This is a genomic window from Streptomyces sp. NPDC031064 (genome assembly GCF_055570965.1).
Genome location: NZ_JBVIGF010000004.1, coordinates 456,878 through 481,278, shown reverse-complemented (window position 1 = coordinate 481,278; position 24,401 = coordinate 456,878). Strand labels below are relative to the sequence as shown.

At 73.0% G+C, this 24,401-nt stretch carries 28 protein-coding genes; 11 read left to right on the top strand and 17 right to left on the bottom strand.

Annotation, left to right across the window (positions count from 1 at the left end; genetic code table 11):
* Nucleotides 1-15 precede the first annotated feature (15 nt).
* The 3 genes from ACZ46W_RS17560 to ACZ46W_RS17550 all read right to left on the bottom strand — a co-directional run bounded on the left by ACZ46W_RS17560 (nt 16) and on the right by ACZ46W_RS17550 (nt 2,449).
* Nucleotides 16-1,116 carry an RNA polymerase sigma factor gene (locus tag ACZ46W_RS17560; RefSeq protein WP_468338206.1) on the bottom strand — a complete coding sequence of 367 codons (1,101 nt, stop codon included), beginning with the start codon at nt 1,114-1,116 and terminating at the stop codon, nt 16-18.
* A gap of 214 nt (nt 1,117-1,330) precedes the next feature.
* Nucleotides 1,331-1,882: a hypothetical protein gene (locus ACZ46W_RS17555; protein WP_468338203.1), complete on the bottom strand. Its 552-nt coding sequence runs from the start codon at nt 1,880-1,882 to the stop codon at nt 1,331-1,333.
* Nucleotides 1,883-1,918: 36 nt separating this feature from the next.
* Nucleotides 1,919-2,449, bottom strand: coding sequence for a matrixin family metalloprotease (locus ACZ46W_RS17550; protein ID WP_468338200.1), 531 nt, complete (start codon nt 2,447-2,449; stop codon nt 1,919-1,921).
* A gap of 235 nt (nt 2,450-2,684) precedes the next feature.
* Here ACZ46W_RS17550 and ACZ46W_RS17545 point away from each other — a divergent pair, with 235 nt between their 5' ends.
* Nucleotides 2,685-3,071, top strand: a complete 387-nt coding sequence (locus tag ACZ46W_RS17545) for a hypothetical protein (RefSeq protein ID WP_468338197.1) — start codon at nt 2,685-2,687, stop codon at nt 3,069-3,071.
* A gap of 207 nt (nt 3,072-3,278) precedes the next feature.
* On the top strand, nt 3,279-3,980 hold the full coding sequence (locus ACZ46W_RS17540; RefSeq protein WP_468338194.1) for a hypothetical protein: 702 nt from the start codon (nt 3,279-3,281) through the stop codon (nt 3,978-3,980).
* Nucleotides 3,981-4,041: 61 nt separating this feature from the next.
* On the opposite strand, the gene ACZ46W_RS17535 is transcribed toward ACZ46W_RS17540, so the two are convergent.
* A complete protein-coding gene (locus ACZ46W_RS17535) occupies nt 4,042-4,458 on the bottom strand; it encodes a DUF6463 family protein (protein ID WP_468338191.1) in 417 nt (138 codons plus the stop codon).
* 156 nt (nt 4,459-4,614) lie between these two features.
* Here ACZ46W_RS17535 and ACZ46W_RS17530 point away from each other — a divergent pair, with 156 nt between their 5' ends.
* Nucleotides 4,615-5,154: a TetR/AcrR family transcriptional regulator gene (locus ACZ46W_RS17530; RefSeq protein WP_468338188.1), complete on the top strand. Its 540-nt coding sequence runs from the start codon at nt 4,615-4,617 to the stop codon at nt 5,152-5,154.
* On the opposite strand, the gene ACZ46W_RS17525 is transcribed toward ACZ46W_RS17530, so the two are convergent.
* The 4 genes from ACZ46W_RS17525 to ACZ46W_RS17510 all read right to left on the bottom strand — a co-directional run bounded on the left by ACZ46W_RS17525 (nt 5,144) and on the right by ACZ46W_RS17510 (nt 9,926).
* The gene (locus ACZ46W_RS17525) at nt 5,144-6,277 is read right to left on the bottom strand and encodes a PP2C family protein-serine/threonine phosphatase (protein WP_468338185.1); all 1,134 of its coding nucleotides are present in this window, start codon (nt 6,275-6,277) and stop codon (nt 5,144-5,146) included. The two genes, ACZ46W_RS17530 and ACZ46W_RS17525, sit on opposite strands and share 11 nt — an antisense overlap.
* 48 nt (nt 6,278-6,325) lie before the next feature.
* Complete coding sequence (locus tag ACZ46W_RS17520; RefSeq protein WP_468338182.1) at nt 6,326-7,240, bottom strand: RNA polymerase sigma-70 factor; 915 nt, start codon at nt 7,238-7,240, stop codon at nt 6,326-6,328.
* Between the two features lie 28 nt (nt 7,241-7,268).
* Nucleotides 7,269-8,441 carry an NAD(P)/FAD-dependent oxidoreductase gene (locus ACZ46W_RS17515; RefSeq protein ID WP_468338179.1) on the bottom strand — a complete coding sequence of 391 codons (1,173 nt, stop codon included), beginning with the start codon at nt 8,439-8,441 and terminating at the stop codon, nt 7,269-7,271.
* Nucleotides 8,442-8,546: 105 nt separating this feature from the next.
* Entirely contained in the window at nt 8,547-9,926 is a 1,380-nt protein-coding gene (locus ACZ46W_RS17510) for an FAD-dependent oxidoreductase (RefSeq protein WP_468338176.1), read from the bottom strand.
* Nucleotides 9,927-10,050: 124 nt separating this feature from the next.
* Between ACZ46W_RS17510 and ACZ46W_RS17505 the strand changes: the two genes are divergently transcribed.
* Nucleotides 10,051-10,407 carry an ArsR/SmtB family transcription factor gene (locus tag ACZ46W_RS17505; RefSeq protein ID WP_468338173.1) on the top strand — a complete coding sequence of 119 codons (357 nt, stop codon included), beginning with the start codon at nt 10,051-10,053 and terminating at the stop codon, nt 10,405-10,407.
* A 34-nt stretch (nt 10,408-10,441) separates the two neighbouring features.
* Here ACZ46W_RS17505 and arsB read toward each other — a convergent pair whose 3' ends face one another.
* Nucleotides 10,442-11,524 carry an ACR3 family arsenite efflux transporter gene (arsB, locus tag ACZ46W_RS17500; protein WP_468338170.1) on the bottom strand — a complete coding sequence of 361 codons (1,083 nt, stop codon included), beginning with the start codon at nt 11,522-11,524 and terminating at the stop codon, nt 10,442-10,444.
* Nucleotides 11,521-11,829: an ArsR/SmtB family transcription factor gene (locus tag ACZ46W_RS17495; RefSeq protein ID WP_468338167.1), complete on the bottom strand. Its 309-nt coding sequence runs from the start codon at nt 11,827-11,829 to the stop codon at nt 11,521-11,523. The genes arsB and ACZ46W_RS17495 overlap by 4 nt, the downstream gene beginning before the upstream one ends.
* 72 nt (nt 11,830-11,901) lie before the next feature.
* On the opposite strand from ACZ46W_RS17495, the gene ACZ46W_RS17490 reads away from it, so the two are divergent.
* Together ACZ46W_RS17490 and ACZ46W_RS17485 are read left to right on the top strand one after the other, a co-directional pair.
* On the top strand, nt 11,902-12,315 hold the full coding sequence (locus ACZ46W_RS17490; protein ID WP_468338164.1) for an arsenate reductase ArsC: 414 nt from the start codon (nt 11,902-11,904) through the stop codon (nt 12,313-12,315).
* 85 nt (nt 12,316-12,400) lie between these two features.
* Nucleotides 12,401-12,931: a DUF4396 domain-containing protein gene (locus ACZ46W_RS17485; protein ID WP_468338161.1), complete on the top strand. Its 531-nt coding sequence runs from the start codon at nt 12,401-12,403 to the stop codon at nt 12,929-12,931.
* A gap of 55 nt (nt 12,932-12,986) precedes the next feature.
* On the opposite strand, the gene ACZ46W_RS17480 is transcribed toward ACZ46W_RS17485, so the two are convergent.
* The 3 genes from ACZ46W_RS17480 to ACZ46W_RS17470 form a co-directional block, all read right to left on the bottom strand.
* On the bottom strand, nt 12,987-13,937 hold the full coding sequence (locus ACZ46W_RS17480; RefSeq protein ID WP_468338158.1) for a F510_1955 family glycosylhydrolase: 951 nt from the start codon (nt 13,935-13,937) through the stop codon (nt 12,987-12,989).
* Nucleotides 13,938-14,032: 95 nt separating this feature from the next.
* Nucleotides 14,033-14,581 carry a hypothetical protein gene (locus tag ACZ46W_RS17475; protein ID WP_468338155.1) on the bottom strand — a complete coding sequence of 183 codons (549 nt, stop codon included), beginning with the start codon at nt 14,579-14,581 and terminating at the stop codon, nt 14,033-14,035.
* Complete coding sequence (locus tag ACZ46W_RS17470; protein WP_468338152.1) at nt 14,578-14,787, bottom strand: hypothetical protein; 210 nt, start codon at nt 14,785-14,787, stop codon at nt 14,578-14,580. The genes ACZ46W_RS17475 and ACZ46W_RS17470 overlap by 4 nt, the downstream gene beginning before the upstream one ends.
* Before the next feature lie 92 nt (nt 14,788-14,879).
* Between ACZ46W_RS17470 and ACZ46W_RS17465 the strand changes: the two genes are divergently transcribed.
* Nucleotides 14,880-15,458 carry a TetR/AcrR family transcriptional regulator gene (locus tag ACZ46W_RS17465; protein WP_468338148.1) on the top strand — a complete coding sequence of 193 codons (579 nt, stop codon included), beginning with the start codon at nt 14,880-14,882 and terminating at the stop codon, nt 15,456-15,458.
* Between the two features lie 6 nt (nt 15,459-15,464).
* Here ACZ46W_RS17465 and ACZ46W_RS17460 read toward each other — a convergent pair whose 3' ends face one another.
* The 3 genes from ACZ46W_RS17460 to ACZ46W_RS17450 form a co-directional block, all read right to left on the bottom strand.
* Entirely contained in the window at nt 15,465-16,082 is a 618-nt protein-coding gene (locus tag ACZ46W_RS17460) for a GNAT family N-acetyltransferase (protein WP_468338145.1), read from the bottom strand.
* 13 nt (nt 16,083-16,095) lie between these two features.
* A complete protein-coding gene (locus tag ACZ46W_RS17455; protein ID WP_468338141.1) occupies nt 16,096-16,596 on the bottom strand; it encodes an OsmC family protein in 501 nt (166 codons plus the stop codon).
* A gap of 124 nt (nt 16,597-16,720) precedes the next feature.
* Nucleotides 16,721-19,513, bottom strand: a complete 2,793-nt coding sequence (locus tag ACZ46W_RS17450; protein WP_468338138.1) for an ATP-binding protein — start codon at nt 19,511-19,513, stop codon at nt 16,721-16,723.
* Nucleotides 19,514-19,678: 165 nt separating this feature from the next.
* Between ACZ46W_RS17450 and ACZ46W_RS17445 the strand changes: the two genes are divergently transcribed.
* Genes ACZ46W_RS17445 through ACZ46W_RS17435 form a run of 3 tightly spaced genes read left to right on the top strand, consistent with a single transcriptional unit; the run spans nt 19,679 to nt 22,911 of the window.
* Nucleotides 19,679-20,074, top strand: coding sequence for a TOBE domain-containing protein (locus tag ACZ46W_RS17445; protein ID WP_366128210.1), 396 nt, complete (start codon nt 19,679-19,681; stop codon nt 20,072-20,074).
* Nucleotides 20,075-20,096: 22 nt separating this feature from the next.
* Nucleotides 20,097-20,879: a molybdate ABC transporter substrate-binding protein gene (gene modA / locus ACZ46W_RS17440; protein WP_468338134.1), complete on the top strand. Its 783-nt coding sequence runs from the start codon at nt 20,097-20,099 to the stop codon at nt 20,877-20,879.
* Between the two features lie 43 nt (nt 20,880-20,922).
* On the top strand, nt 20,923-22,911 hold the full coding sequence (locus ACZ46W_RS17435) for an ABC transporter permease (RefSeq protein ID WP_468338131.1): 1,989 nt from the start codon (nt 20,923-20,925) through the stop codon (nt 22,909-22,911).
* Nucleotides 22,912-22,915: 4 nt separating this feature from the next.
* On the opposite strand, the gene ACZ46W_RS17430 is transcribed toward ACZ46W_RS17435, so the two are convergent.
* A complete protein-coding gene (locus ACZ46W_RS17430) occupies nt 22,916-23,857 on the bottom strand; it encodes an NAD-dependent epimerase/dehydratase family protein (protein ID WP_468338128.1) in 942 nt (313 codons plus the stop codon).
* A gap of 53 nt (nt 23,858-23,910) precedes the next feature.
* On the opposite strand from ACZ46W_RS17430, the gene ACZ46W_RS17425 reads away from it, so the two are divergent.
* A complete protein-coding gene (locus ACZ46W_RS17425) occupies nt 23,911-24,384 on the top strand; it encodes a Fur family transcriptional regulator (protein ID WP_468338125.1) in 474 nt (157 codons plus the stop codon).
* The last annotated feature ends 17 nt before the right edge of the window (nt 24,385-24,401 follow it).

The window sequence follows — 24,401 nt, the reverse complement described above, 5'->3', positions numbered from 1 at the left end:
GTTGAGTGATCCGGATCACAGTTCCGGGATGCCGGGCAGGCCGGCCGGCAGGGCGACGGCAGGGGGAGGCGACAGGGTCGGCACGGCGGGCGGTTCCGGGAGCCGCGCTTCGGGCAGTCGCGCTTCGGGCAGTCGCGCTTCCGGGAGCCGTGCTTCCGGCAGGACCGGGACCGGTACCGGTACCGGGGCGGCGGGCAGCGACAACGGCTCCGGGGAGGCGGCGACCACCCGGGTAGGGCCGCTGTCCGTGCGCCGATCGGGCGCGGGCTGCGCCGGAGGCCGGGACGGGGCAGGCGGCGTGTCCGCCTCGACGGACGGGGCGGTGGGCTCGTTCGGCAGGGAGGAGCCGCGGGAGTCGTCGTACGGGGCGGAGCGGGCGACCGAGCCGGACATGGGGGGCGCCGGGGGCGGCGCCGAGGCCGCTCCGTCGCCCACGAAGGGCGACACCAGGGCCAGCCCCGTGATCACCAGCGTCGCCGCCGCGGACGCCAACGCAGCGGCCGGCGCACCGCCTTCGACGCGTGGGCGTCCCCGCCACAGGCCCACGGCGAGGGCCAGCGTCCCGGCCAGCACCGCCCGCAGGGTCCGCCGGGCCCGGCCGAGCAGCGACTCGACGGCCTTGTACGTCAGGCCCATCCGTTGGGCGACCTGCTCGACGTCGAGGTTCTGCGCCCTGAGCCGCAGCGCCTCCGCCTGGCGGCCCGGCAGCTCCGCGCTCTTGAGGGCGAGCCACTTCGCCTCGGCGAGCTCGCACACGGTCTCCTCGGGAGACCCCGCCCAGGGGCCGGCCGGCATCGGGTGACGCAAGGCCACCCGGGCGTCCCGGCTCATCTGCCGGTACCGGTCGACGCACAGCCGGATGGTGACCGACGTCAGCCAGGCGCCCAGTCGCTCCGTGTCCAGGTGCGGGCGCTCCGCCGCGCGGACCAGCGCCTCGTGCACCGCGTCCTCGGCGTCCTCGATGCTGACGGACCGTTTCCGTGCCACTCGCAGCAACTGCTCGCGGTGGCTCCACATGTTCTGCCACGGGTCCGCGGCCCCCGTACCGGGCGTACCGGGTACAACAGGTCTACCGGGCCGGTCGGAGCTGCCGGGGTGGCTCGTGGGCAAGCGCATGCCTCTCTCGTCGCCGCGGCCGGAAACCGGCGCCTTCGGACGCCCCTCGGCCGGACTCGTGTGTGCGCGCGCAGTATACGAACGCGCCGGCGCCGAGCCCGGCCGGCCGGGGCCGATGGCCGGCGCCGGGAGCGGACCGGCCGTCAGCGGCGCGCTGACGGCCGGTTACCGCGGCTCCGGGGTGATCAGTCGCCAGGCGTACCGCCTGGGACCATCACTTCGGGACCACTTGGTGCCGAATCGCCTCTTCGAATTCCCCGACGACGCGCTTTCCTTGCTCGGGGCCGGTGATCGCGACATTGGCGTACCCGGGTGCGACGATCGACAGCCAGCCCTTGCGGGGGTCCCGCTTGGTCGTGAAGAGGTAGGTCTTTCCGGGTTCCAGGAGAGGGTCGTTCTCCATGAGCATGGTGCTCTTGTCCTCCGGGTCGTAGCCGCCTTCCTGATTCACGACCACCTCGCCGCTGACCCCACCCTTGAGCGCCCGCAGCACTTCGACACGGAACTGTGTCTGCGGCATGACGGTCCCCGGGTTCGTCGTCCCCTTTCCCTCCGATCCCGCCTTTTCCACAACGCGCCCCAGGAACACGTACTCGGCAAACCCGGTCAGTTTCCTCTTGTCCCGCACATCGAAGGCGAAGAACGCCTCCGCACTGTACGTTCCGCCTTCCCTTTCCTCATCCGTGCTTCCGAGCACCAGGGCACCGGCCCCGATGGTGACCGCCGCCGCCAGGGCAGCGGCCACCGCAATCCTCAGTCTTCCCATGATGGAACGTCCTTTCTTCCGGCCTGCGTCCGGCCCTCAGCCCCACAGCTCGTAGTAGTCGGCCCTGTCGTGGCTCTGCGGCGTGTTGACGCCGTTACAGCAGTACGCGGACATCAGCTCGGTGCTGTACGAGTGGCCGAGACCCAACGCGTGCCCCAGTTCATGGGCTCCCGTGGTGCGCTTGTTGAAGCTTGAGAGCTTGTCCATCTGGTAGCGATTGAAGTTGATCAGATCCGAAAGAAAGCGCGGCTGCCAGTACCCAATGGTCGCCGTCGAGGAATCGTAGTAGTCGCCGTATTCCAGATCCGTGGTGCTCACCGCGTCGTCAGCCGCGATGTTGACCTTTCCGAGCTTGTTCCATTCGCTGACGCCCCAGTTCTTGGCGTCGTCGTACTGCGTGTAGTCCTCGTATTTGATCTCGTAGCCCCACGTGGCGTCCACGGAGTCGTCTCCGACGAAGTGAGCCTGTGCCGCGGTGGCTGAGACCAGGACCAGGGAAAGGGCACTGACGAGTGCCAAGACGAGCTTGGCCGCCCCCTTGCGCAGTGATCGCATGATCGATCCCATCAACTCTCCGCTTCCGCCGCCCCTCGTGGTGGGGCGGCGCTGTCACCTCTCTACGGAGCTGGACAGCGGTTCCCTCGCGGAGAGATCGATGGGTTGGAAGAGGCGGACGGCGGTGGTGCGGTGGCCGGCGGCCGCCCGTACCCGGGGTGGAGCTATGCTCCCCCGCATGGTTGCGGCCCGGCTGACCCCCAGCGTGTGGTCCCGCTGTAGTGCGGCGGGGCCATTGCGTACGTGGGTGCTGGCCGCACTGCTCCTGGCGCTGGCGTACACGCACGGCGTCAGCGGGGAGAGCGCCGCAGGCCACGCACACCCCCGGGCGTCCAGCGCGGTGACCCTCGCTGCCGACGGAACCACTCCGGCAGGTCACACCCACGACCACACCGTCCCGGACCACGGTGAACGGAACGCCGACCACCACGACGCCCCGGCTGCGCCGGATCACGCGGCGCACCAGTGCGTCTCCGGCCAGCCCGAGCAGGGCCCCGCACTGCCCATCCCGTGCGAGGCTCCGCTGACCGCCGGCGAGCGCTTCCCGCGGGCGTCCGCGCTGATCGCCGCCCGTCCTGACGCCGTCGCCTGGCGGCCTCCCGCTCCGCCGAATTCAACGGTCCTACGGATCTAGCCCTCACCCCGGCGCACCTTCACGTCCCCCATCTCCGCCACCCACCGGTCGGCGGCAGCTCAGCCATGCGTTGCCGCGCCCAAGGGCGGTGTGAGGCGCTCGGCCGTACCCGCGTCCCGGTTTTCCGACCGCGAGTTCCGCGTCCCGGTTTCCCCCATCCCCACACCCCCCGTCCCCCCATCCCCCCTGCCCGTGAAAGGTCAGCTCTTGCCCTCGTCATCCACTCTCACCGCGCCCCCCGCCCCGAGCCACGGCCCGTCCCCCAGGCAGCGGAAAGGCGCCTCGCTGCCATGGCGCTTCCTCGGCTACGTCGGCTACTACGTCGGCGCCGGGCTCATCAGCGGTGCGGTCGTCCACTACCCCATGGACCCGACCCGCTACTCATTGATCGCCGGCGCCGGTGTGCTGGTCTTCCTGGTCGCCACCTTCCTCAACGAGGTCGTCCTCGCGTCCGAGAAGCCCGCCCTGGCGAAGACGCTGCGGGTGCTCGGCGCCTCCACGATGCTGTCGTTCGGGCTCGGGATGCTCAGCGGCGGCATGCAGCATTTCGCGGACCTGCCGTACCGCTGCGCCGTTCTCATCCCGGTGGGCCTCGTCCTCGCCTTCGTCGCCTACTTCCTCAAGGAGGACAAGAAGCCCTGGCGACGCGTCTTCGGCCTGATGGGGCTCGCGGTCCTCGTCGTCGCGGCCCTCACCTTCGCGGGCCTGCGCCATTTCGCCCCCACCATGGGCGAGGCCGGCGGCGGTCACAGCCACGGCAACGCCGTGACCGAGAAGAGCGACGACGAAGGCCACGACACCACCCGCGACGCGCCTCCCGCCAATGACCCCACCGCCCCCACCCCCACGGCACCCGCAGACCCCCACCCCGCCGAGGACCCCGCCCACGAAGACGGCCACCACCACTGAGCCCCGCTCCTGGCCGGTGACCCCGCACCCAGGCCCCCAGAGCTGGTCGCCACGCGGTGTGCTACGGCGCCCGCGTGGCGTCCGCGGGGGGTGCGGGGGTGGTGGGGCGGGTGGCGCGGTGGGCTCCGATGAGGAGGAGGGTGTTGGCGAGCAGGAAGAGCGGCCAGGGGGTCGTGATGAGGATGAAGGCGTCCACGACGCCCCAGACGCCGAGCGTCCAGGCGATGAAGGGCGGGGGTGTGATGCCGCGGCGGTCCAGCCACAGGACGATGAGGCCGACCACGACGAGCGGCGGGCCGAAGCTCTCCAGGGAGAGCCAGAGGGCGCTGTTGGCCGGGGTCATGTCGGAGAAGTCCGCGCCCCACAGGGCACCGCTGAACCACTCGCCGGCGTGGCGGGCTGCTCCTTCCAGGGTGAGGGCGAGGAGCGTGTGTGCGGCTCCGAGGAGGACGAGGAGCCAGCCGGCACATTTGATCATCTGAGCGTCCCATCCGTTGCGGTGTGGTCGGCCGGTTGACGGGCCGCCCTCATAGTTATGGAACCGACAGTTTCGATACTCTTGGTTTCGTATGATGCAGCCATGTCTGCGCCAAAGCAAGTCCGTAACCAGGGGGGCCGTCCCCGGGACAGCCGGGTGGATGACGCCATCGCCGCCGCCGTGCGGGAGCTGCTGGCCGAGGTGGGGTACATGCGGCTCACGATGGCCGAGGTGGCCGCGCGAGCGGGGGTGGGGAAGGCGGCGATCTACCGGCGCCACGCCACCAAGCAGGAGATGATCTTCGACGTTCTCCTGCCGGACCGGTTCCTGGCCGTGGCACCCGACCGCGGGTCACTCCGCGCCGATCTGGCCGCCGTGCTCGCCGAGGTCGCGGACAGCATGGCCGCGCCGCCGCCGGGGACGATCCCGGGGCTGCTGGCCGACATCGACGCCGACCCCGCGCTGCGTGAGCGGTTCGACGAGAAGTACCTCGGGGCCCAGCGCCAGACCCTCATGGAGATCCTGGACCGCGCGGCCGCACGCGGCGAGATCACCAGCCGCCCCGACCCGGCCGCCCTCAACGCCCTGCTGGTCGGCCCTGTCTTCGCCTGGCTGTTCCTGCTGTCCGAGTCCCCCGGCCGGCTCCCCGCCCTGACCTCCGCGCTCCTCGACGCGGCGCTCGCCCTCACCCGGTAGCGAGACCGGGGCGCGACGTGCGGGGGTGGGCGCTCGGGCAGCGGAGGGCGAGGGCCGCGATGTCGTCGTCGAGGCGGCCGCCGCTGTAGTGGAGGAGGTCGTGGTGGAGGCGGTCGAGGAGGTCGTGGGGCGGCAGCAGGGGCTGCTGGGCCAGCCAGTCCGGGAGGGGGAAGAACTCGCCCGTGCGGTCGCGGGCCTCTGTCACGCCGTCGGTGTAGAGGAGTAGCTGGTCACCCGGCGCGAAGGGGACGGTGTCGACGTAGTAGGTGTCGCCGATGAGGGTGGCCAGGTTGAGGGGTGGCGAGGGGACGGAGGGGTCCAGGACGCGGGTTCGGCCGTCGTGGACGAGCAGGGGCGGGGGGTGGCCGCAGTTGAGGATCTTGAGCTCGCCGCCGCCGCGGGTGACCTCCGCGATGAGGACGGTGGCGAAGCGCTCCGGGACGTCGGGGCCGGGGAACGCGGCGATGTAGCGGGTGATGCTGGTTTCCAGGCGCCGGGCGATGCCCCGCAGGTCGGGCTCCTCGTACGCGGTCTCCCGGAAGGAGCTGATCACCGCCGAGGCCGCCCCCACGGCGGACAGGCCCTTGCCGCGTACGTCACCGATGAGCAGGCGTACCCCGTACGGCGTGTCGGCGGCCTCGTAGAAGTCGCCGCCGATGCGGGCCTGCTCCTGGGCCGCGAGGTAGAGGGATTCGATCTCGATGTCGCTGATGCGGTAGGGCAGGGGGCGCAGCAGCACCTTCTGGGCCGCGTCGGCGACGAGCCGGACATGGAAGAGCGTCTCCTCCCGCTGGAGGCGGAGGTGGCTCGCGTACGCGGCGGCCAGGGTGACGGCGACGATCGCGGCCCCCGTGTACGGCGTCCCCAGGTCGGTGTGGAAGAAGCTGAGGGTGATCATGACCAGCAGGCAGAACGTGCCCAGCAGGATCGTGGGGAGCACGGGCCACATCGCGGCGGCCAGGGCGGGCGCGGCGGGCAGGAGGCGGCTGAAGGCGATCTCCCGTGGGGTGGAGAACGCCAGGCCGGCGATGAGGACCGTGAGGATCACGGGGGACAGCAGTGCTGCTTGCCATTCGCCGCCGCGGGGAACGCGGCGGCGACGCAGGCGCCCGAACGTGATCATAAAAGCCATCATATCGGGACATAAAGGGCGTCGATCAACGACGCTCGTTCAGCGGCGGGTGAGCGGGGTCTCGGAGGCGATGCGGGACAGCTTCTCCGGGTTGCGGACGTAGTAGAGGCCGGTGATGCGGGCGTCCTCGGTGCGGACCGCCAGGATGCCGTCGAACTCGCCGTTCAGGTGGACGAGGAGTGCCGGGTTGCCGTTGACCGCGGTCGGGGCGAGGGTGAACGCGCGGTCGCCCTTGCGCAGGCTGCCGAGGAACATGCGGACGACCTTGTCCGCGCCGGTGACCGGCCGCAGCGCGGCCTTCTTCACGCCACCCCCGTCGCCGACGAGGACGACCTCGGGGGCGAGTACGTCGAGGAGGCCCTGCGGGTCACCGGTTTCGACCGCGCGGCGGAACGACTCCAGGGCCGCCCGGGTCTCGCGGGAGGAGACCGCCTGGCGGGGGCGGCGGGCATCGACGTGCTTGCGGGCGCGGTGGGCTATCTGGCGGACGGCGTCGGGGCCCTTGCCGACGGCGGCGGCGATGTCGTCGTACGGCAGGTCGAACACCTCGCGGAGGACGAAGACCGCGCGTTCGGTGGGGGAGAGCGTCTCCAGGACCAGCAGCATCGCCATGGAGACGCTGTCGGCGAGCTCGACCTCCTCGGCCACGTCCGGGGCGGTGAGCAGCGGCTCGGGCAGCCAGGGGCCGACGTACGCCTCCCGGCGGCGCTTCATGGTGCGCAGCCGGTTGAGCGCCTGCCGGGTCGTGATCCGGACCAGGTAGGCGCGCGGGTCGCGCACCTGGCCCGGGTCGACACCGACCCAGCGCAGCCAGGTCTCCTGGAGAACGTCCTCCGCGTCGGCGGCCGATCCGAGCATCTCGTACGCGACGGTGAAGAGCAGATTGCGGTGGGCGACGAACGCCTCGGTCGCAGGGTCGGTGGCCGGGGCCGTGGTGTGGTCGTCGCTCATCATCTCTCCGCTTTTCTCCTTCGCTGGGCCGCTACGCGCCGAGCCGGGCCTGAAGCAGCTCCCGGCGCTCGTCGTCCTTGAACCACCGATCGCGCGCGCCGGGCTTGTGTGCCTCGTACGCCAACTGCTTGACGGTGTGCTCGACGACGAACTCCTTGAGCTTCGCGCCAGGACGGCCGCCGAGCCAGAGCCCGACCGCGGTGTCGTTCCGGCGGGCGAGCTGGAAGAAGCCGGCACGGCGCCCCAGGCTGATGCACTGGCCGGCGAACCCCACCTCGACGGGCGCGGGCCGCTCACCGGCGATCCGGCTGAGCACGGTCCGGGCCGCCTGCGGGCCGAGCTGCACCGCGGACTGGCAGCTCATCCGGAACGGCAGGTCCGACGGTGCCGCCGAGTCCCCGGCCGCGACGATGCGTACGTCGTCCACGCTGGTCAGCGTCTCGTCCGTGAGCAGGCGGCCCAGGGCGTCGGTACGCAGCCCACTGCGCGCGGCCAGCTCCGGCACACCGAACCCGGCGCTCCAGATCGTCACGTCGCTCGGCACCGTGCGGCCGTCACCGAGCCGCACGGCGTCGTCCGTCACGGCCGTCACCTCCGTACCGGGGCCGTCGAGCACGGTCACACCGAGCCCGGCCAGGTACGTGGCGACCGAGCGCCGCCCCCGCGGGTGCAGGTACGGGCCGAGCGACCCGCCGCAGACGAGGGTCACGGGACGGCCCGCCTCCGCCAGCTCGGCGGCGGTCTCGATGCCGGTCGGACCGGCGCCGACGACCGTCACCGCGGCCGTGGCGGGCGCGGCGTCGACGACCGCCCGCAATCGCCGCGCCTCCTCCAGGGTGGCGATGGGGTGGGCGAACTCGGCCGCCCCGGGCACGCGGGGGTCGGCGCTGCCGCTTCCCACCGCGTAGATCGCGTAGTCGTAGCCGACCGTGCCGCCCGACGCCAGCGACACGGCGCGCCCGGCCGTGTCGATCCGGGTCACGGTGTCGACCACCAGCCGGACGCGCTCGCTCAGGACTTCCCGGTAGTCGACGACCGCGTCGTCGGAACCGCCCACCAGTTGGTGCAGGCGGATCCGCTCGACGAAGGTCCGGCGCGGGTTGACCAGCGTCACGGCCACGTCGGCGCGCTGCGTCAGGCGGTTGGCCGCCATGACGCCGGCGTATCCGCCACCGATCACGACGACCTCGGTGTTCCCAGCCATGGTGTCTCCTCCGTCTCCACGGGTTCGGCCTCAAGACACCGCGGCGCGGGGCGCTGTGACAGCGTGTGTCGTGGATCACCATGAGCGGCCGGATCGCACGGCGCGTCAGCAGCCGCCGGAGGAGGGGGAGGAGGCCGGGGCACCGGCCCCGATCCGGAGCGTGACCGGGGCGCCGCAGCAGCCGCCCGCACCACCCGCGTCCGCCTCGGCCGCTTCGGGCTCGTCGAAGAGGCCCGCGCCGCCGCACACTCCCGTTTCCGGGAGGGTGAGTTCGACGCGCTCGGCGGCCTCGCGGTCGCCCGCCAGGGCCGCGGCGATGGAGCGGACCTGCTCGTAACCGGTCATGGCGAGGAACGTCGGGGCGCGGCCGTAGGACTTCATGCCGACCAGGTAGACGTCCTTCTCCGGGTGGGTGAGCTCGTTGACGCCGTGGGGATAGACCGTGCCGCAGGAGTGGACGTTCGGGTCGATGAGGGGCGCGAGGGCCGTGGGTGCCTGGAGGCGCTCGTCGAGACCGAGGCGCAGTTCGGTCAGGTGCGACAGGTCGGGGCGGAGGCCCGTCAGGACGACGACCTCGTCGACGGGGTCGAGGCGGCGGCCGTCCTCGCCGACCAGGACGAGTCCCGCGTCGGTGCGCTCCACCGCCTGGGCGCGGAAGCCGGTGACCGCGGAGGCGCGCCCGGATTCGACGGCCGCCTTGGCCCGCAGGCCCAGCGCGCCGCGCGCGGGGAGCTGGTCGGCCTCGCCGCCCCCGTAGGTCGACTCGCTCAGTCCGCGGCGCAGGATCCAGACGGCGTGGGTGCCCGGCTCGTCCTCGGCCAGGTCGGCGAGGTGCGCGAGGGCGGTGAAGGCGGAGGCGCCGGAGCCGACGACGGCGGTGCGCCGGCCCGCGTAACGGGCCCGGACGGCAGGGTCGCCGAGGTCGGGGACGCGGTAGGCGATGCGGTCGGCGGCCGCGCGCTCGCCGAGGGCCGGCAGGCCGTTGCCGCCGAGCGGGCCGGGGGTGGACCAGGTGCCGGAGGCGTCGATCACGGCGCGGGCGGTGAGGCGCTCCTCGCGGCCGTCCGCGCCCAGGAGGTGGACCGTGAACGGCTGCTCGTCGCGCCCGGAGTCGACGACCCTGTCGCGGCCCGCCCGGGAGACGCCGGTGACCCGCGCGCCGTACCGGACGCGGTCGCCGAGCACGTCGGCCAGCGGCTGGAGGTACCGGTCGGCCCAGTCGCCACCGGTCGGGTACGCGGCGGGGTCGGGCCTCACCCAGCCGGTCGGGGCCAGCAGCCGTTCGGCGGCCGGGTCGACGAGCTCGGCCCAGCGGGAGAACAGCCGCACGTGCGACCACTCCCGTACGGCGGACCCGGCGGCCGGGCCCGCTTCCAGGACCAGCGGTTCGAGGCCCCGCTCCACGAGGTGGGCGGCGGCGGCCAGACCGATCGGGCCGGCGCCGATCACGACGACGGGCGGCTCCGGTGTGGTGGGCGCGTTCACGACGACTCCCTTGGTTCGACGTTCGTCGATGCTTAGGTGATCAGCATGCGCCCTGATTCGACATACGTCAACATAGACAAGCTTCAAAACAGAGCCTTGATTCGACATGTGTCAACATAGAGCCATGTCGATCGCGAAGGCGCCACCGCTGCTGGAGTCGGACGTCGAGCCGTGCTGCCCGCCGCTGAACGAACGCCCGCTGACGGCCGAGGAGGCGGTACGTACCGCCGCGATGTTCAAGGCGCTCGGCGATCCGGTGCGGCTGCGGCTGTTCTCCGCCGTCGCCTCCCACGAGGGAGGCGAGGCGTGCGTCTGCGACATCTCCGACGTCGGCGTCTCGCAGCCGACCGTCTCCCACCACCTGAAGAAGCTCAAGGAAGCCGGGCTGCTCACCTCCGAGCGGCGCGGGACCTGGGTCTTCTACCGGGTGGAGCCGTCCGTCATGGCGGCCATGGGGCGGATGCTCACCAGCAGGACGTGACGGGCGCCGGTCACCACCGCATCGGGGCCGGGCCTCACGCGGTGGTGAACGTGCGTCGCCAGGCAAGGGAGACGTACACCAGCGCCACCAGTACCGGGACCTCGATCAGCGGGCCGACGACGCCCGAGAGCGCCTGGCCGGACGTCACACCGAAGGTGGCGATGGCGACCGCGATCGCCAGCTCGAAGTTGTTGCCGGCCGCCGTGAAGGCGAGCGTTGCGGTGCGGTCGTACGCGAGGCCGATCGCCTTGCCGAGGGCGAAGGCGCCGAACCACATCACGGCGAAGTACACCAGCAGCGGAATCGCGATCCGGGCCACGTCCAGCGGCTGCGAGGTGATCGTCCTCCCCTGGAGGGCGAAGAGGATCACGATCGTGAAGAGCAGGCCGTACAGCGCCCACGGGCCGATCTTCGGCAGGAAGCCGGACTCGTACGACTCCCGGCCGAGCTTCTTCTCGCCGATCCGGCGGGTGAGGAAGCCCGCGAGGAGCGGTACGCCCAGGAAGATGACGACGTTGAGCGCGATCTCCCACATGGAGATGTCGAGCGCCGCGCCATCGCCCAGGCCGAGCCAGCCGGGCAGCAGGTCCAGGTAGAACCAGCCGAGCAGGCCGAAGGCGAGGACCTGGAACACGCTGTTGAGCGCGACGAGGACGGCGGCGGCTTCGCGGTCGCCGCAAGCCAGGTCGTTCCAGATGACGACCATGGCGATGCAGCGGGCGAGACCCACGATGATCAGGCCGGTGCGGTACTCGGGCAGGTCCGGCAGGAAGATCCACGCCAGCGCGAACATCACGGCCGGGCCGAGGACCCAGTTGATGACCAGCGAGGAGACCATCAACCGCCGGTCGCCGGTGACGGAGTCGAGCTTGTCGTAGCGGACCTTCGCCAGGACCGGATACATCATGATCAGCAGGCCGACGGCGATCGGGAGCGAGATCCCGCCGATCTCGACCTTCGCCAGGGCGTCGTTCAATCCTGGAACCACGCGGCCCAGGCCGAGACCCAGCGCCATCGCCAGAAGAATCCATAGGGCGAGGAAGCGGTCGAGCGTGGAGAGTTTCGCGACGACGGACGGTTCCTCCGCGGTGGTCGCGGGTGTTTCGGTGCGGGTCACGGACAGGCCCTCTTGTTGTCGGCGGCGGTACGAGCGGTGGCGGCCAGCTCGGCGAATCGGTCAGCGAGTTGAGCGATGACGTCGGGGCGCAGCTTGTAGTAGGTGAAACGGCCGCACGGCTCGGTCTCCACGACTCCCGCCTCCCGGAGCACCTTCAGGTGGTTGGAGAGGTTCGTCTGCCGGGCGCCGGTCTCCTCCACGAGGTGGGTGGTGCAGAGGGTCTCGCGGGCGAGCAGGGTCACGATCCGGAGCCTCAGCGGGTCGGCCAGAACCCGGATCAGTTCAGTGTCGACTGACGTCATCATGGGCTGATATTTTCACATCATCGGTGGCTGACACCACCGGGTACCGATGCGAAGACGTGAAGAGAGACCTCGATGTCCGACAAGCCCTCCGTGCTGTTCGTCTGCGTCCACAACGCCGGCCGCTCCCAGATGGCCGCCGCGTGGCTCACCCACCTGGCCGGGGACCGTGTCGAGGTCCGCTCGGCCGGCTCCGCCCCCGCCGACCGCGTCAACCCGGCCGCCGTCGAGGCCATGCGCGAGGTCGGCATCGACATGTCCGCCGAGACTCCCAAGATCCTCACCGTCGACGCGGTGAAGGCGTCCGACGTCTGCATCACCATGGGCTGCGGCGACACCTGCCCGGTCTTCCCCGGCAAGCGCTACCTGGACTGGAAGCTCGACGACCCGGCCGGCCAGGGCGTCGAGGCCGTACGCCCCATCCGCGACGAGATCAAGAAGCTCGTCGAAGGACTCATCGAGGAGATCGCCCCGGCGGCCGCGGAGTAACCGGCTCCGCCGCCTCCGCCCGCCGCCCCGCGGTATGTGCGAGCGCGGTCATGCACCCACACTGGAGGGTGAGAGGGAGTACGTCATGGACCACATGGATCACATGGATCACCCCGATCACCAGGCCGGCCCGTCGGCTCGGGAGAGTCACGCCCACGATCACCAGGGGCACGGTGCCGAGGGTGCCTCCTGGGGTACCGCGGCGAAGGCGACGGCACACTGCCTCACCGGCTGTGCGCTGGGCGAGATCCTGGGCATGGTGATCGGCACCGCGCTGCTCTGGAGCAACGTCCCGACCATGGTGCTGGCGATCGCCCTGGCGTTCCTGTTCGGCTACTCGTTCACCCTCTACGCCGTGCGCAAGGCGGGCCTCAGCCTGAAGGCCGCGATCCGTGTCGCCCTCGCCGCCGACACCGTGTCCATCGCGATCATGGAACTGGTGGACAACCTCATCATCGCGCTGACGCCCGGCGCCCTGGACGCCCACCTCTCGGACGGGCTGTTCTGGTCGGCGCTGCTGGGCGGCTTCGCCGTCGCCTTCCTCATCACCACGCCGGTGAACAAGTGGATGATCGGCCGCGGTAAGGGCCACGCCGTCGTCCACGCCTACCACTGACGGCCCGCACGGAGTCAGTGACGACCGGCACGGAGGCGGTGACGCCGGCACGGAGTCAGTGGTGGCCCTCGCTCGCCACGGTGAGCCGCTTCGTGAAGGTTTCTCCGGCGTCCTTCGACTCGTAGACGCCGTTCTGCGTGGCCACCAGGATGTGCCGCTCGTTCACGGCCGTCAGGGCCTGCGGCCCGCCTCCGGGCACGGTGGCCGTCTTCCGCCAGGTGGATCCGCCGTCCGGGCTCACACTCAGCGCGCCGGTGAAGTCGACGCCGAACAGGGCCTCCGGCGCCGCCCAGGACAGGAACTCCATGGCCGGCGCCTCACCGGGGGCGAAGGTCCTGCCGCCGTCCGTGCTGCGGGCGACGCCCTCCGGCGTACTGGCGACGACCTGGTCCGGGTCGGCGGGATCGACGGCGATGTCCAGGGCCTGGAGCCGGGCCCGGTCCTGCCAGGCGGCGCCGTCCTCGCTGACGCGCAGCAGGCCGCCCGTGCTGTCGTAGCCGTAGATGGTGCCCTTCGCGTACTCCAGGGCGTGGAAGTCCGCCTCACCCCGGAGCGACGTGGTCCGCCAGGACTTCCCGGCGTCGGTGCTCTTGATCAGCCCGTGGTTCATGGGCCGGTCGCCGCCGGGCGCCGGGTGGCCGCTGGCCAGGAACGTCCTGCCCCCGGTCACGGTGAAGCCCATGAAGTCGTCCCTGCTGGTTCCCACCGGCTGCGGCGTTCCCGATCCGCTCGCGGTGAAGATGCCCTCATGGGTGGCCACGTACAGCCGGCCGTCGGCCGGGTCGATGCCCAGGCCGTGGATGTGGCTGCGTATGGCGGAGCCCTGCCGGTGGGCCTCCTGGCCGGCCTCCTGGTGGGCTTCGCTGTGGTCGTCGCCCGCCGGGGCGGCGTCACCGGTGGGGCCTTCGCCGCAGCCGGCGAGGAGCAGGGCTCCCACCGCGAAGGCCCCCATGGCGGCGAGGGCGCGGCGGCGTGGCCGGCGGGGCGGGTTTGCGCAGACGTTCATGGTCGGGTTGCACCTCGTGTCGGCAGGAGGCGCCGGAGGGCACCGCCCGTGCGTACGTCGCTGCTCGGGTTCACGTTCGACCCCCGCGCGGGACCCTACCAAGCCACGCCGGCCGCCCCTCGTGACGATCGCCCCGCCTGGTCGTCACCCCCCTGCCGCTCCTGCTTGCGCCACCCGTACCGGGTCAGGCCCCGTGGCTTGAACACCGAGAGGACCGTGATGAGGACCAGGACCACCAGGCCGCCGACGGAATGGGCGAGGGTACCGGGCAGCTCCCGGGGGTCGGCTCCGGAGGCCGCCGCGTCCGCCAGGGCGCCGATGGTCCGCGTCTCCACCAGCAGCACGGCGGTGGCGAGGAGGGTGAGCAGGAACTTGACCAGCACCCAGTAGTGCCGGAACAGCCCCCACTGGGTGCCCAGCGCGTTGATCACCCCGATGAGCACCGACGCGAGGGCCAGCGGAACGATGACGTACCAGGCGATCAGCTCCATCGCCAGGTACGCGCCCCGCACCGTCCGGACGTCCTGACCGGCCACGGCCGCGACGTCGAGGGCGAGGTACGCGGCGACCGCGCCGAGCCAGCCGAGCGAGGTCGTGACGTGCGCGGTGAGGACGGCCTTGCGGAGGCGCGGGGACATGGTCATCGGCGTACGTACTCCTGCGTGACGCCGGCCTGCGGCACACCGCTGCCGGACAGGTGTCGTCCCGGCCCGTGATCGCCGCCATGGCCGGTCAGTTGGAGGACGACGAACAGCAGGACCACGATGCCGATGACGATCGCGGGCCACTTCACCCAGCGCGGCATGGGTGGGGGCGTTCCCCGGTCGGGGTGGCGAGGTGACTCGGCCATGGGACTCCTCCGTCGGACCACACCAGTTTACGAGACACTGTGTCTACCACACGTCAGCCTGTCACGGCCTGGTCGCCCCGTACACTTGCGGCGTGCCGAAGCTGTGGAACGAGACCATCGAGACGCACCGCAACGCCGTCCGTGAGGCGATCCTGGAGAACACCTGGGCGCTGGTGGCGGAGCACGGACCGATGTCGGTGACCATGACGCAGATCGCCGAGAGGACCGGCATCGGCCGGGCCACGCTGTACAAGTACTTCCCCGACGTCACGGCGATCCTGACCGCCCGTCACGAGCGGCACGTCACCGCCCACCTCGCGCACCTCGCCGAACTCCGCGACCGGCCCGGCGACCCCGGCGAACGGCTCGAAGCGGTACTGGAGCGGTACGCGCTCATCTGCCACCACCGCCGCCGCCACGGCACCGAGGAACTGGCGGCGCTCCTGCACCGCGGCGAGCACGTCGACCACGCCCAGCGACAGCTCCTCGCGCTCTTCCGGGAGCTCCTGCACGAAGTGGCGGCGACCGGCGGCCTCCGCGCCGACGTCGCCCCCGACGAGCTCGCGAGCTACTGCCTCCACGCCCTCGCCGCGGCCGGCGACCTGCCCTCCGAAGCCGCCGTCCGACGGCTCGTCACCGTCACCCTGGCAGGCCTGCGCCCGCCGGGGTGACGGTCGTCAGGCGCTCGGCTCGCGCCACATGGCGTGGAGCGTGGGGCCGTTGGGGAGGCGGAGGTCGCGGGTGGGGTGGAAGCCGTGGCGGGCGTAGAGGGACTGGTTGCGGGTGCTGGTGGCTTCCAGGTAGGCGGGCATCCCCCGGCGGTCACACTCGTCCAGCACCGTGTCGAGGAGTGCCGCGCCGATGCCGTGGCCCTGGCGGTCCGGGCGGGTGCCCATGATGGGCAGGTAGTAGTGGGGCTCGTGCGGGTGGTGGTCGTCGAGGAGGGTGAGCAACTCCAGGACGGCGGGGGCGAATTCGCGGGACGCGCGTTCGACGTCGGCGGTGAAGGCGTCGGCCCTGTCGTCGAACGCCCGCTGTACGTGCGGCGGCATCCACAGGGCGGCGCCCGCGAGGTCGGGGGTCGTGTAGACCTCGTCGTGTTCCATGCAGCCGGCGACCCAGAGCTCGAAGAAGTCCGGGAGGATCCGCCGGCGCCTGTCGGCGTTCGTCCACGCCCAGCCGATCACCGGGTCGTCGAAGAACGCCGACGCGAGCGTCCGGGCGATGGGCCCGGTCTCGTCCGGCGTGGCCTTCCGGGGGTGGATGCCGGGCCGGAGTGACTCCATCAGTGACATGGCCGCCTCCTCCTCAGGCCGCCGCGCGGAAGCGCACGGCCACGTCGGTGGGGCGCTGGAGCGCCAGGTAGATGGGGCAGCGTTCCCGCCAGGCGCGGGCGACCTCGGCGACGGCCTCCTCGCCGTCCGGGCAGTCGACCGTGATGTCCACGGCCAGGTCGCGGAGGTCGGGCTCCGCGCCGTCCATGCCCAGCAGGCCACGCGCGTCGGCGGCGCAGCGCGCGGTCGCCTCCACGCCGTCGATCCGCACGCCGAGCTGGGGGCCGAGCGTGTCGTACACGAAGGCGACGGCACAGCCGGCGAGCGCGCTGAGCAGCAGCGCGGTCGGGCTGGGCGCCTGGTTGGTGCCGCCGAGCGGTGCCGGCAGGTCGGCGCGGAGGGTGAAGGGGCCGGTCTGGATGGCGGCCTGGCCGCCCTCCACGCGCGCGGTGGCGGTCGGGGCGCTGCGTGCCCGGTCCGGCTCGCGCGTCCACATCGCGGTGGTGTCTTCGATGGTCGTCGTCCTGGTCTCCATGTTCCTCACTCCTCCTGGTCACGCACCGAATCCTGGTCACGCACCGAATCTATGGAGGGGACGGACCGGCAGGAACGGCGAAATTGCCGTATTCGCGCGGCCGGTCGGGGACGGGTGCGACCGGTCAGGCCACGGTGGTGAGGACGGCCAGTTCCTCGGCTCTCCGCACCGCTTCCGTACGGGTGTGGCAGCCCAGCTTCGCCAGCAGGTTGCGGACGTGCATGTCGACGGTCCTGGTGCTGAGGAAGAGCCGGCCGGCGATCTCGGCGTTGGTGAGCCCGGCCGCGACGAGCCGCAGCACCTCGCCCTCCCGCCGCGTGAGCCGGGCGGCGTCGCCCGGCCGGTGGCGTACGCGTACGTCCTCGCCGAGCGCCTCCAGCTCCCGGACCGCCGCGGTGGCCAGTGGACGGGCGCCGAGGGCGCGTGCGGTGTGGTACGCGCCGACGAGGCGCTCGACCGCCTTCGTCCGGTCACCGGCGGCGGCCAGGGCGGCCCCGGCCCTCGCTTGCGTCTCGGCGGTCTCGGGCGGCAGCGCGACGGCGCCCAGGAAGCCGAGCGCGCGCTCGAACAGGTCGGCGGCCCGGCGGGCGTCGCCCTCCAGCAGGGCCGCCTCCGCGAGGGCGTGCGCCAGCGCGGCGGTCGCCTCGGCGGTGCCCGTGGCGGCGGCGATACGGGCCAGGGCGTCCGTGCACGCGCCGAGGTCGCCGGGGTGCCCGTGGCGGGCGAAGTACGTCGAGGCCCAGCGCAGCGCGGCCACCGAGTAGTGGCGCTCCTCGCGGGCGAGGCAGCGGGCGGCCAGTTCCCGCAGCCGCGTGGTGGCGCTGGTGTCGTCGTGGTCCAGCGCGTCGGCCCGGGCCAGGCCCCAGTCGGTGTCGATCTCCAGCCCGAACAGCTCGTGGACCCGCGCGTACGCCCCGGCGCGGGCGAGATGGCGGCGTGCCGACGCCGTCGTTCCCCGGTTCGCGAGGATCAGCCCGATCTCCCCGGCGGCCACCATGTGCGCCACTTCGGGAGCGCCGTCCCGGGCGAGCACCTCGCGAGCGGCCTGGAGCGCGCGGTCCCACTGGCCGGTGTGGCGCAGCGCGGGGGTCAGGCAGGCCAGGCAGACGTGGGCGTCGGCGTCCAGGCCCCGGGTGCGGCAGAAGGTGAGCGCTTCGGTCCAGGCGTCCAGGGCGGCCGGATAGTCGGTGCGCTGTTCCAGGGCGTCGGCGTACAGGTAGTAGATGTCGGCGGTGAGGGAGTCGAGGCCACGGCTCAGGGCGAGGTCGAGAGCCTTGCGGGTCAGCTCGGCGCCGGCCGCTCCCTCGCCGAGCTTGGTCCTGATCAGGCCCTCCACGCCCATGGCGCGGGCGCGCAGCTCGGCGGGCACCTCCGGCGCCGCCGCGTCGATGTCCGCCCACGCCTCCCGTACGAGCCGCATCGCCCCGCTGAGGTCGCCGGCGGAGTGCAGGTGGGAGGCCGCCGCCAGCCGCTCCGCCGCGGCCTCGGCCCGCCGGCCGGTGCGGGTGAAACCTTCGACGGCCGCGTACCGGGCCGCGAGGGCGCGCGGCCAGTCGTCCGCCAGCTCGTACACGCCCGCCAGGCACCGGCTGACCCGGGCCAGCCCGGCGTGGTCCCCCGTGGCCCGGTGGGCGGCCGCCACCTCCTCCCAGGCGCGGGCCGCCCCGGCGGTGTCGCCGCAGCGCTCGGCGCACTCGGCCAGCCGGTCCAGGGCCCGCAGCCGGGCCGCGCCGTCCGCGCCCGGGGGCCACAGGGCGAGCGCCCGGCCGAGCGCGTCCTTGGCGTCGCGGTAGGCGTGCACCCGGCACGCGGCCTCGGCGGCGGCCAGCAGGAGCGGCCGGGCCCGCCCCGGCTCGTGGGCCTTCTCCCAGTGCGCGGCCACCAGGGCGGGCGGCTCACCGTGTGCCTCCAGGGCCCGGGCCAGGGCGCCGTGGAGCCGGCGGCGGCGCACCCAGGGGGTCGCCGCGTACAGGGCCTCGCCCATCAGGGCGTGGCGGAAGACGGCCTGCTGCTCCCCGCCGGCCACGGCACCGGCGGCCGGGGCGTCGCCCGGATGCTCCACCAGCACACCGGCGTCGAACAGTTCCTCGACCGCCGCCTCCTCCGCGCCGAGCCCCGCCAGCACGTCGAGCGGTACCGCCCCGCCCACGGCCACCACCTGCGCGACCGCGCGCGCCGGCTCCGACGTCCTGGCCACGCGCTGCACCACCGCGTCGCTGACCGACTCGGGCACCACCTCGGCGCTCCCGGATTCGGCGACCGCCGCCGCGAGCTCCTCCAGGTAGAACGGCACACCGCGGGCGCGCCGCACCACGGTGTCCACGACGTCCCGCGCGGCCGCCTCCCCCAGCACGCGCCGCACCAGCGCGGCGCTGTCCTCGGGCCCGAGAGGCCCCAGCCGCACCTGCCGGTCCCTGCCTCCCGGGGCCCGCCGCACCGTGGACCGCAGGTCGCGCACGGGGTGCCCGCGCGGCAGTTCGTCACTGCGGTACGCCCCGATCACCAGCAGCGGCAGCCCGGCCTCCGGCGCCGCCCAGGCGCCCAGCACGGCGGGCGTCGCGGCGTCCGCCCACTGGAGGTCGTCGAGGAACACCACCGTGGGACGGTCCCGCGCCAGGCGCTCGAACGCCTCCCTCACAGCCGCCGGCACGTCGCCCTCGGCACCCTCCGCCCCCGGCACCCGGCCACCGAGCGCGGTCCTGAGCGGCCCGTACGGCACCCCGCCGCCCGGCCCGCCGCCCCGCATCACCCGCCATGCCGACGGGAGAGCGGAGAGCACGGACTCCACCAGCGTCGTCTTGCCGGTCCCCGCGTCCCCCTCGACGAGCCACAGCCCGCCGTCACCGCCCGGTAGCCGAGCGAGTGCCTCACGCAGACGCCCCTCTTCGCGCTCCCGCCCCAGTAGTCGCCGCGCCATTCGCAACACCCTGACCGCTCGGGACGATCGCCTCCTCCCATGCTAGGCAGCCGCGCGGCCCCCTGCCCGCCGGCTCTTGGGCGTTCATCCGAGGACCTCGCATCTGCCATGGAGGAAGCCTCAGACAATTGCATATGCGAGCCTGACAGCCCTAGCGTGGCGCACATGCAGTCCTACACAATCGGTCAGGCGGCGCGGCTGCTGGGCGTCAGTCCCGACACCGCGCGCCGCTGGGCGGACGCCGGACGGATCGCGACCCATCGCGACGAGGCCGGGCGCCGCCTCATCGACGGCCGGGACCTGGCCGCCTTCTCGATCGAGGTCGCCCAGGGCACCCCGGGTGACGACGACGGGCCCTACACCACGGCCCGCAACGCCTTCCCCGGCATCGTCACCGCCGTGAAGCTCGGCGACGTCGCCGCCCAGGTCGAGATCCAGGCCGGGCCGCACCGGCTCGTCTCCCTGCTCACCCGCGAGGCGGTCGAGGAACTGGGGCTGGAGGTCGGCATGCAGGCCACCGCCCGCGTGAAGTCCACCAACGTGCACATCGACCGCCCCTGACACGGACCAGGAGTCAACCGCCATGCCCCAGCCCCTCCCCCGGCGCCGTGCCGTCGCCGCGGTCATCACCGCCGCGCTCCTCGTACCGCTGGCCGCCTGCGGTGGCGGCGGCACGGAGGAGGGCGCCGGCTCCGCGCCGAAGGCCGAGCTGACCGTGCTGGCCGCCGCGTCGCTCACCGACGCCTTCCGGGCCGCGGGGGCCGCGTACGAGAAGTCCCACCCCGGCACGCGCGTCACGTTCTCCTTCGCCGGCTCCCAGGAGCTGGTCTCCCAGGTCAGGCAGGGCGCACCCGCCGACGTGCTGGTCACCGCGGACACCAGGAGCATGGACGGCGTGAAGGGCGAGACCGGCACCCGGTCCGTCATCGCGAAGAACCGCCTCGTCATCGTCACCGGCGAGGGCAACCCGAAGAAGGTCGGCACCCTGGACGACCTCGGGAACCCGAAGCTGAAGGTCGTGCTGGCCGCGCCCGAGGTGCCGGCCGGCAAGTACAGCGAGAAGATCCTCGCCGCGCGGAGGATCACGGTGAAGCCGGTCTCCCAGGAGCCGAGCGTCCGCGCCGTTCTCAGCAAGGTGGAGCTGGGGGAGGCCGACGCCGGTCTCGTCTACCGGACGGACGCCGAAAGCGCCCCGGGCAAGGTCGACGCCGTCCCGATCCCCGACGCGCAGAACGCCATCGCCGAGTACCCGGCCGCCACGCTGAAGGACTCCCGCCACGCCGAGGCGGCGGCCGCGTTCGTGTCCTGGCTGTCCGGTCCCGAGGGTCAGAAGATCCTCCGGGACGCGGGCTTCCAGAAGCCATGACAGGCCATCACGCGCCCTTCCTCAGGAAGTCCAGGACCCACCGATGAGACGCTTCCTCCCGCACTGCCGCACCCCCGTCGCCCTGGCGCTGCCCGCGCTGCTGGCGGTCGCGTTCCTGCTGCTGCCCCTGATCGGCATCCTGGCCCGAACGTCGTGGGGCGACCTCGGCGAGCACCTGGGCACCGAGCAGTCCCTCGAAGCGCTCCGGCTGTCCCTCGTCGTCTCCGTCTGGGCGCTCGGCCTGTCCATGCTGCTGGGCGTGCCCCTCGCGTGGCTGCTGGCGCGGGTCTCCTTCCCCGGCAAGGCGCTCGTCCGGTCGCTGGTGCTGCTGCCGATGGTGCTGCCGCCCACCGTGGGCGGCGTCGCGCTGCTCGTCGGGTTCGGCCGCCGGGGGCTGCTGGGGCCGTGGCTGGAGGACTGGTTCGGCATCACGCTGCCGTTCCACACCTCCGGCGCGGTCGTCGCGGCCACCTTCGTCGCCATGCCGTTCCTGGTCATCAGCCTGGAGGGCGCGCTCGCCGGGCTGAGTGAGCGGTACGAGGAGACCGCGGCCTCCCTGGGCGCCTCGCCGTGGCGGGTGTTCCGCACGGTGACGCTCCCGATGGTGGCGCCCGGGCTGGCGGCGGGTGCCGCGCTGACCTGGGCGCGGGCGCTCGGCGAGTTCGGCGCCACCATCACCTTCGCGGGCAACCTGCCGGGCACCACCCAGACGCTCCCGCTCCAGGTCTACCTGCTGCTCCAGGAGCAGCCGGAGGCGGCCACCTCCGTCTCCCTGCTGCTGCTCGCCATCGCCATGGCCGTGCTCGTCGCGCTGCGCGGCCGCTTCACCACGGCACCCCGTGGCACGGCGCCCACGGCCGAGGAGCCCCCGCCGGACCGGGGCGGCACAGCGCCGGACCTGGACGGCACCCGTCCCGACCGGGACGGCACCGCGCCCCTCGCCGCCGCATCAGCACCCGCATCCGCGCCCGCGCCCGCGCCCGACGCCGATGTCCGCCGCTGGGCCCTGCACGCCGAGGTCACCGGCTTCAACGACCTGGTCCTCGACGCCGACCCGGGCACCACCATCGCCGTCGTCGGACCCAACGGCGCCGGCAAGACCACCCTCCTGCGCGCCCTGCTCGCCCTCACCGACCGCGCCCACGCCCGCCTCCGGCTCGGCGGCACCGACGTCACCGGCCTGCCGCCGCACCGGCGCGGTGTCGCCTGGGTCCCGCAGGACGGCGCCCTGTTCCCGCACCTGACCGCCCTCGCCAACACCGCGTACGGGCTGCGTACCCAGGGCGTGCCCCGCGCCGAGGCACGGGCGGCCGCCCAGCGGTGGCTCGACCGACTCGGCGTCGGCCACCTCGCCCACCGGCGCCCCGGCCAGCTCTCGGGCGGCCAGGCCCAGCGCGTCGCCCTGGCCCGCGCGCTCGCCGCCCGCCCCCGGCTGCTGCTCCTCGACGAGCCGCTGGCCGCGCTCGACCAGACCACCCGCGCCCACGTCCGCCACACCCTGCGCCGCCACCTCGACGGCTTCGGTGGCGTCTGCCTGATCGTCACCCACGACCCGGTGGAAGCCGTCTCGCTCGCCGACCGGGTGCTCGTGCTCGAAGCCGGCCGCGCCGTCCAGGACGCCACCCCCGCCGAGGTCACCCGGCACCCCCGCTCCCCCTGGGTCGCCCGCATGCTCGGCCGCAACGCCTGGCCGGGCACCGCCACCGCCGACGGCCTCGCCCTCGCCGGGGGCACCGCCGTCATCGCCGCCGACCCCGTCCCGCCCGGCACGGAGGCCCTCGCCGTGATCGCTCCCGAGGCCGTCTCGCTCCACCGCGACAGGCCCACCGGCAGCCCCCGCAACACCTGGCCCGGCACCGTACGCGAACTCACCGCCGTCGGCAGCCGGATGCGGGTCCTCGTCACCTCCGACCACGCCCCCGACCTCGTCGCCGAGATCACCCCGGCGGCCGCGGCGGACCTGGGCCTCACCGACGGCACGCCGGTCTTCACCTCCGTCAAGGCCACCGAAGTCACACTGGTGACGCGCTGACGGGTCACCCCGTCCCGGCCGTCCGCCCGCGCCACCAGTCCACCGTCGCCCTGACCTGCTCCTCGACGGGGGTGGCCCGTACCGAGAATTCGGCCTCGTACGCGCTGGAGTCGACCACGAAGGGGCGGTCGAACTGGTAGCTGATCTCGGCCAGTTCACGGATCAGCGGCGAGACCAGCGACACGACCCGCAGCACGGCGGGCGACAGCCTTCGCACCGCGACCGGCCCCGTCCCGGCCTCGGCGGCGAGGCGCTCGACCATCTCCCGCACGGACAGCGGGGGTTCGGCCGGGACGTGCCAGGCCCGCCCCCAGGCGCGTTCCGCGCCCGCGACCTCGACCAGGGCCCTGGCGACATCGGGGAGGTAGCTCCAACTGTGCGGCGCGTCGGGGTCACCGAGCGTGGAGACGGGCTTGCCGCGCAGCAACCGGGGCACGACGCGCGCGGCCAGGTGCCCGCCGTCGGTGACACCGGGGCCGAAGAAGTCCGAGGCCCGCACCTCGACCGCCCGGATACGGCCCTGCTCGTGCAGCTCCAGCGCCTGCTCCCACGCGGCGGCGCGCACCCGCCCCTTGGCGCCGGTCGCGGCGAGCGGGAGTTCCTCGGTCATGGGTCCGTCCACCGGGCCGTAGCCGTAGAGGTTGCCCAGCATGACCAGCACGGCCCCGGTCGCCTCGGCCGCAGCGCGGAGCGACGAGGCCAGCGGTGGCCAGTCCCTCGCCCAGCGGTGGTAGGGCGGTGCGGCACAGCCGTAGATCGCGGCAGCGCCGCGTGCCGCAGCGGTGAGCCGCTTGCCGTCCGTCGCGTCCAGCGCGAGGTGCTCGATGCCCGGCTCCGGGCTCCGGCCGGACGTGGTGACGACCCGTACCTCATGGCCCTTGTCGACCAACTGCCGTGCGGTCGCCGCTCCGGCGGGCCCGAATCCTATGACCACATGAAGGCTCATACGCGCAGCCTAGCGAGGGGGCTCAATGGACCTGGAAATCATTCTCATTTAGCATGCCGCAACCGATGGGGCTCGACGGGGCCGGGGTCAACGGGAGGTCGGAGATGGCGGGTGCGGCGAGGGCGCGGGTGGGTACGCGCTCGACGCAGAAGCGTGCCGACGTCCTGGAAGCCCTCGACGCGTGTCAGGACTTCGTCTCCGCGCAGCAGTTGCACGCCCGGATGGCGGGCGCCGGCCTCCACGTGGGCCTGAGCACCGTGTACCGCACGCTCCAGGCGCTCGACCGCGACGGACGGCTCGACACCGTGCGGGACGCGGACGGCGAACGGCTGTACCGGTGGCGGCCGACGGCCGGCCACCGGCACTACCTCATCTGCCGCCGGTGCGGCCGCAGTCAGGCCGTCGACACCGACGTCGTCGAACAGTGGGCGGAACGCCTCGCCGAGACCTCCGGGTTCGCCGACGTGGAGCACACCCTCGAACTCAGCGGCGTCTGCCCCCGCTGCCGTACGCCGCGTACGCCGTAGAGCGCGTACGCGGCGTA

Bases quoted from the DNA above. Each gene is read 5' to 3' on its own strand.
- ACZ46W_RS17430 (WP_468338128.1), bottom strand. From the start codon at position 23,857: ATGAGCCTTCATGTGGTCATAGGATTCGGGCCCGCCGGAGCGGCGACC.
- ACZ46W_RS17485 (WP_468338161.1), top strand. From the start codon at position 12,401: ATGGACCACATGGATCACATGGATCACCCCGATCACCAGGCCGGCCCG.
- ACZ46W_RS17555 (WP_468338203.1), bottom strand. From the start codon at position 1,882: ATGGGAAGACTGAGGATTGCGGTGGCCGCTGCCCTGGCGGCGGCGGTC.
- ACZ46W_RS17455 (WP_468338141.1), bottom strand. From the start codon at position 16,596: ATGGAGACCAGGACGACGACCATCGAAGACACCACCGCGATGTGGACG.
- ACZ46W_RS17550 (WP_468338200.1), bottom strand. From the start codon at position 2,449: ATGGGATCGATCATGCGATCACTGCGCAAGGGGGCGGCCAAGCTCGTC.
- ACZ46W_RS17480 (WP_468338158.1), bottom strand. From the start codon at position 13,937: ATGAACGTCTGCGCAAACCCGCCCCGCCGGCCACGCCGCCGCGCCCTC.
- ACZ46W_RS17495 (WP_468338167.1), bottom strand. From the start codon at position 11,829: ATGATGACGTCAGTCGACACTGAACTGATCCGGGTTCTGGCCGACCCG.
- ACZ46W_RS17470 (WP_468338152.1), bottom strand. From the start codon at position 14,787: ATGGCCGAGTCACCTCGCCACCCCGACCGGGGAACGCCCCCACCCATG.
- modA (WP_468338134.1), top strand. From the start codon at position 20,097: ATGCCCCAGCCCCTCCCCCGGCGCCGTGCCGTCGCCGCGGTCATCACC.
- ACZ46W_RS17505 (WP_468338173.1), top strand. From the start codon at position 10,051: ATGTCGATCGCGAAGGCGCCACCGCTGCTGGAGTCGGACGTCGAGCCG.
- ACZ46W_RS17425 (WP_468338125.1), top strand. From the start codon at position 23,911: ATGCCGCAACCGATGGGGCTCGACGGGGCCGGGGTCAACGGGAGGTCG.
- ACZ46W_RS17435 (WP_468338131.1), top strand. From the start codon at position 20,923: ATGAGACGCTTCCTCCCGCACTGCCGCACCCCCGTCGCCCTGGCGCTG.
- ACZ46W_RS17450 (WP_468338138.1), bottom strand. From the start codon at position 19,513: ATGGCGCGGCGACTACTGGGGCGGGAGCGCGAAGAGGGGCGTCTGCGT.
- ACZ46W_RS17515 (WP_468338179.1), bottom strand. From the start codon at position 8,441: ATGGCTGGGAACACCGAGGTCGTCGTGATCGGTGGCGGATACGCCGGC.
- ACZ46W_RS17525 (WP_468338185.1), bottom strand. From the start codon at position 6,277: ATGATCACGTTCGGGCGCCTGCGTCGCCGCCGCGTTCCCCGCGGCGGC.
- ACZ46W_RS17460 (WP_468338145.1), bottom strand. From the start codon at position 16,082: ATGTCACTGATGGAGTCACTCCGGCCCGGCATCCACCCCCGGAAGGCC.
- ACZ46W_RS17520 (WP_468338182.1), bottom strand. From the start codon at position 7,240: ATGATGAGCGACGACCACACCACGGCCCCGGCCACCGACCCTGCGACC.
- ACZ46W_RS17535 (WP_468338191.1), bottom strand. From the start codon at position 4,458: ATGATCAAATGTGCCGGCTGGCTCCTCGTCCTCCTCGGAGCCGCACAC.
- ACZ46W_RS17445 (WP_366128210.1), top strand. From the start codon at position 19,679: ATGCAGTCCTACACAATCGGTCAGGCGGCGCGGCTGCTGGGCGTCAGT.
- ACZ46W_RS17490 (WP_468338164.1), top strand. From the start codon at position 11,902: ATGTCCGACAAGCCCTCCGTGCTGTTCGTCTGCGTCCACAACGCCGGC.
- ACZ46W_RS17560 (WP_468338206.1), bottom strand. From the start codon at position 1,116: ATGCGCTTGCCCACGAGCCACCCCGGCAGCTCCGACCGGCCCGGTAGA.
- ACZ46W_RS17475 (WP_468338155.1), bottom strand. From the start codon at position 14,581: ATGACCATGTCCCCGCGCCTCCGCAAGGCCGTCCTCACCGCGCACGTC.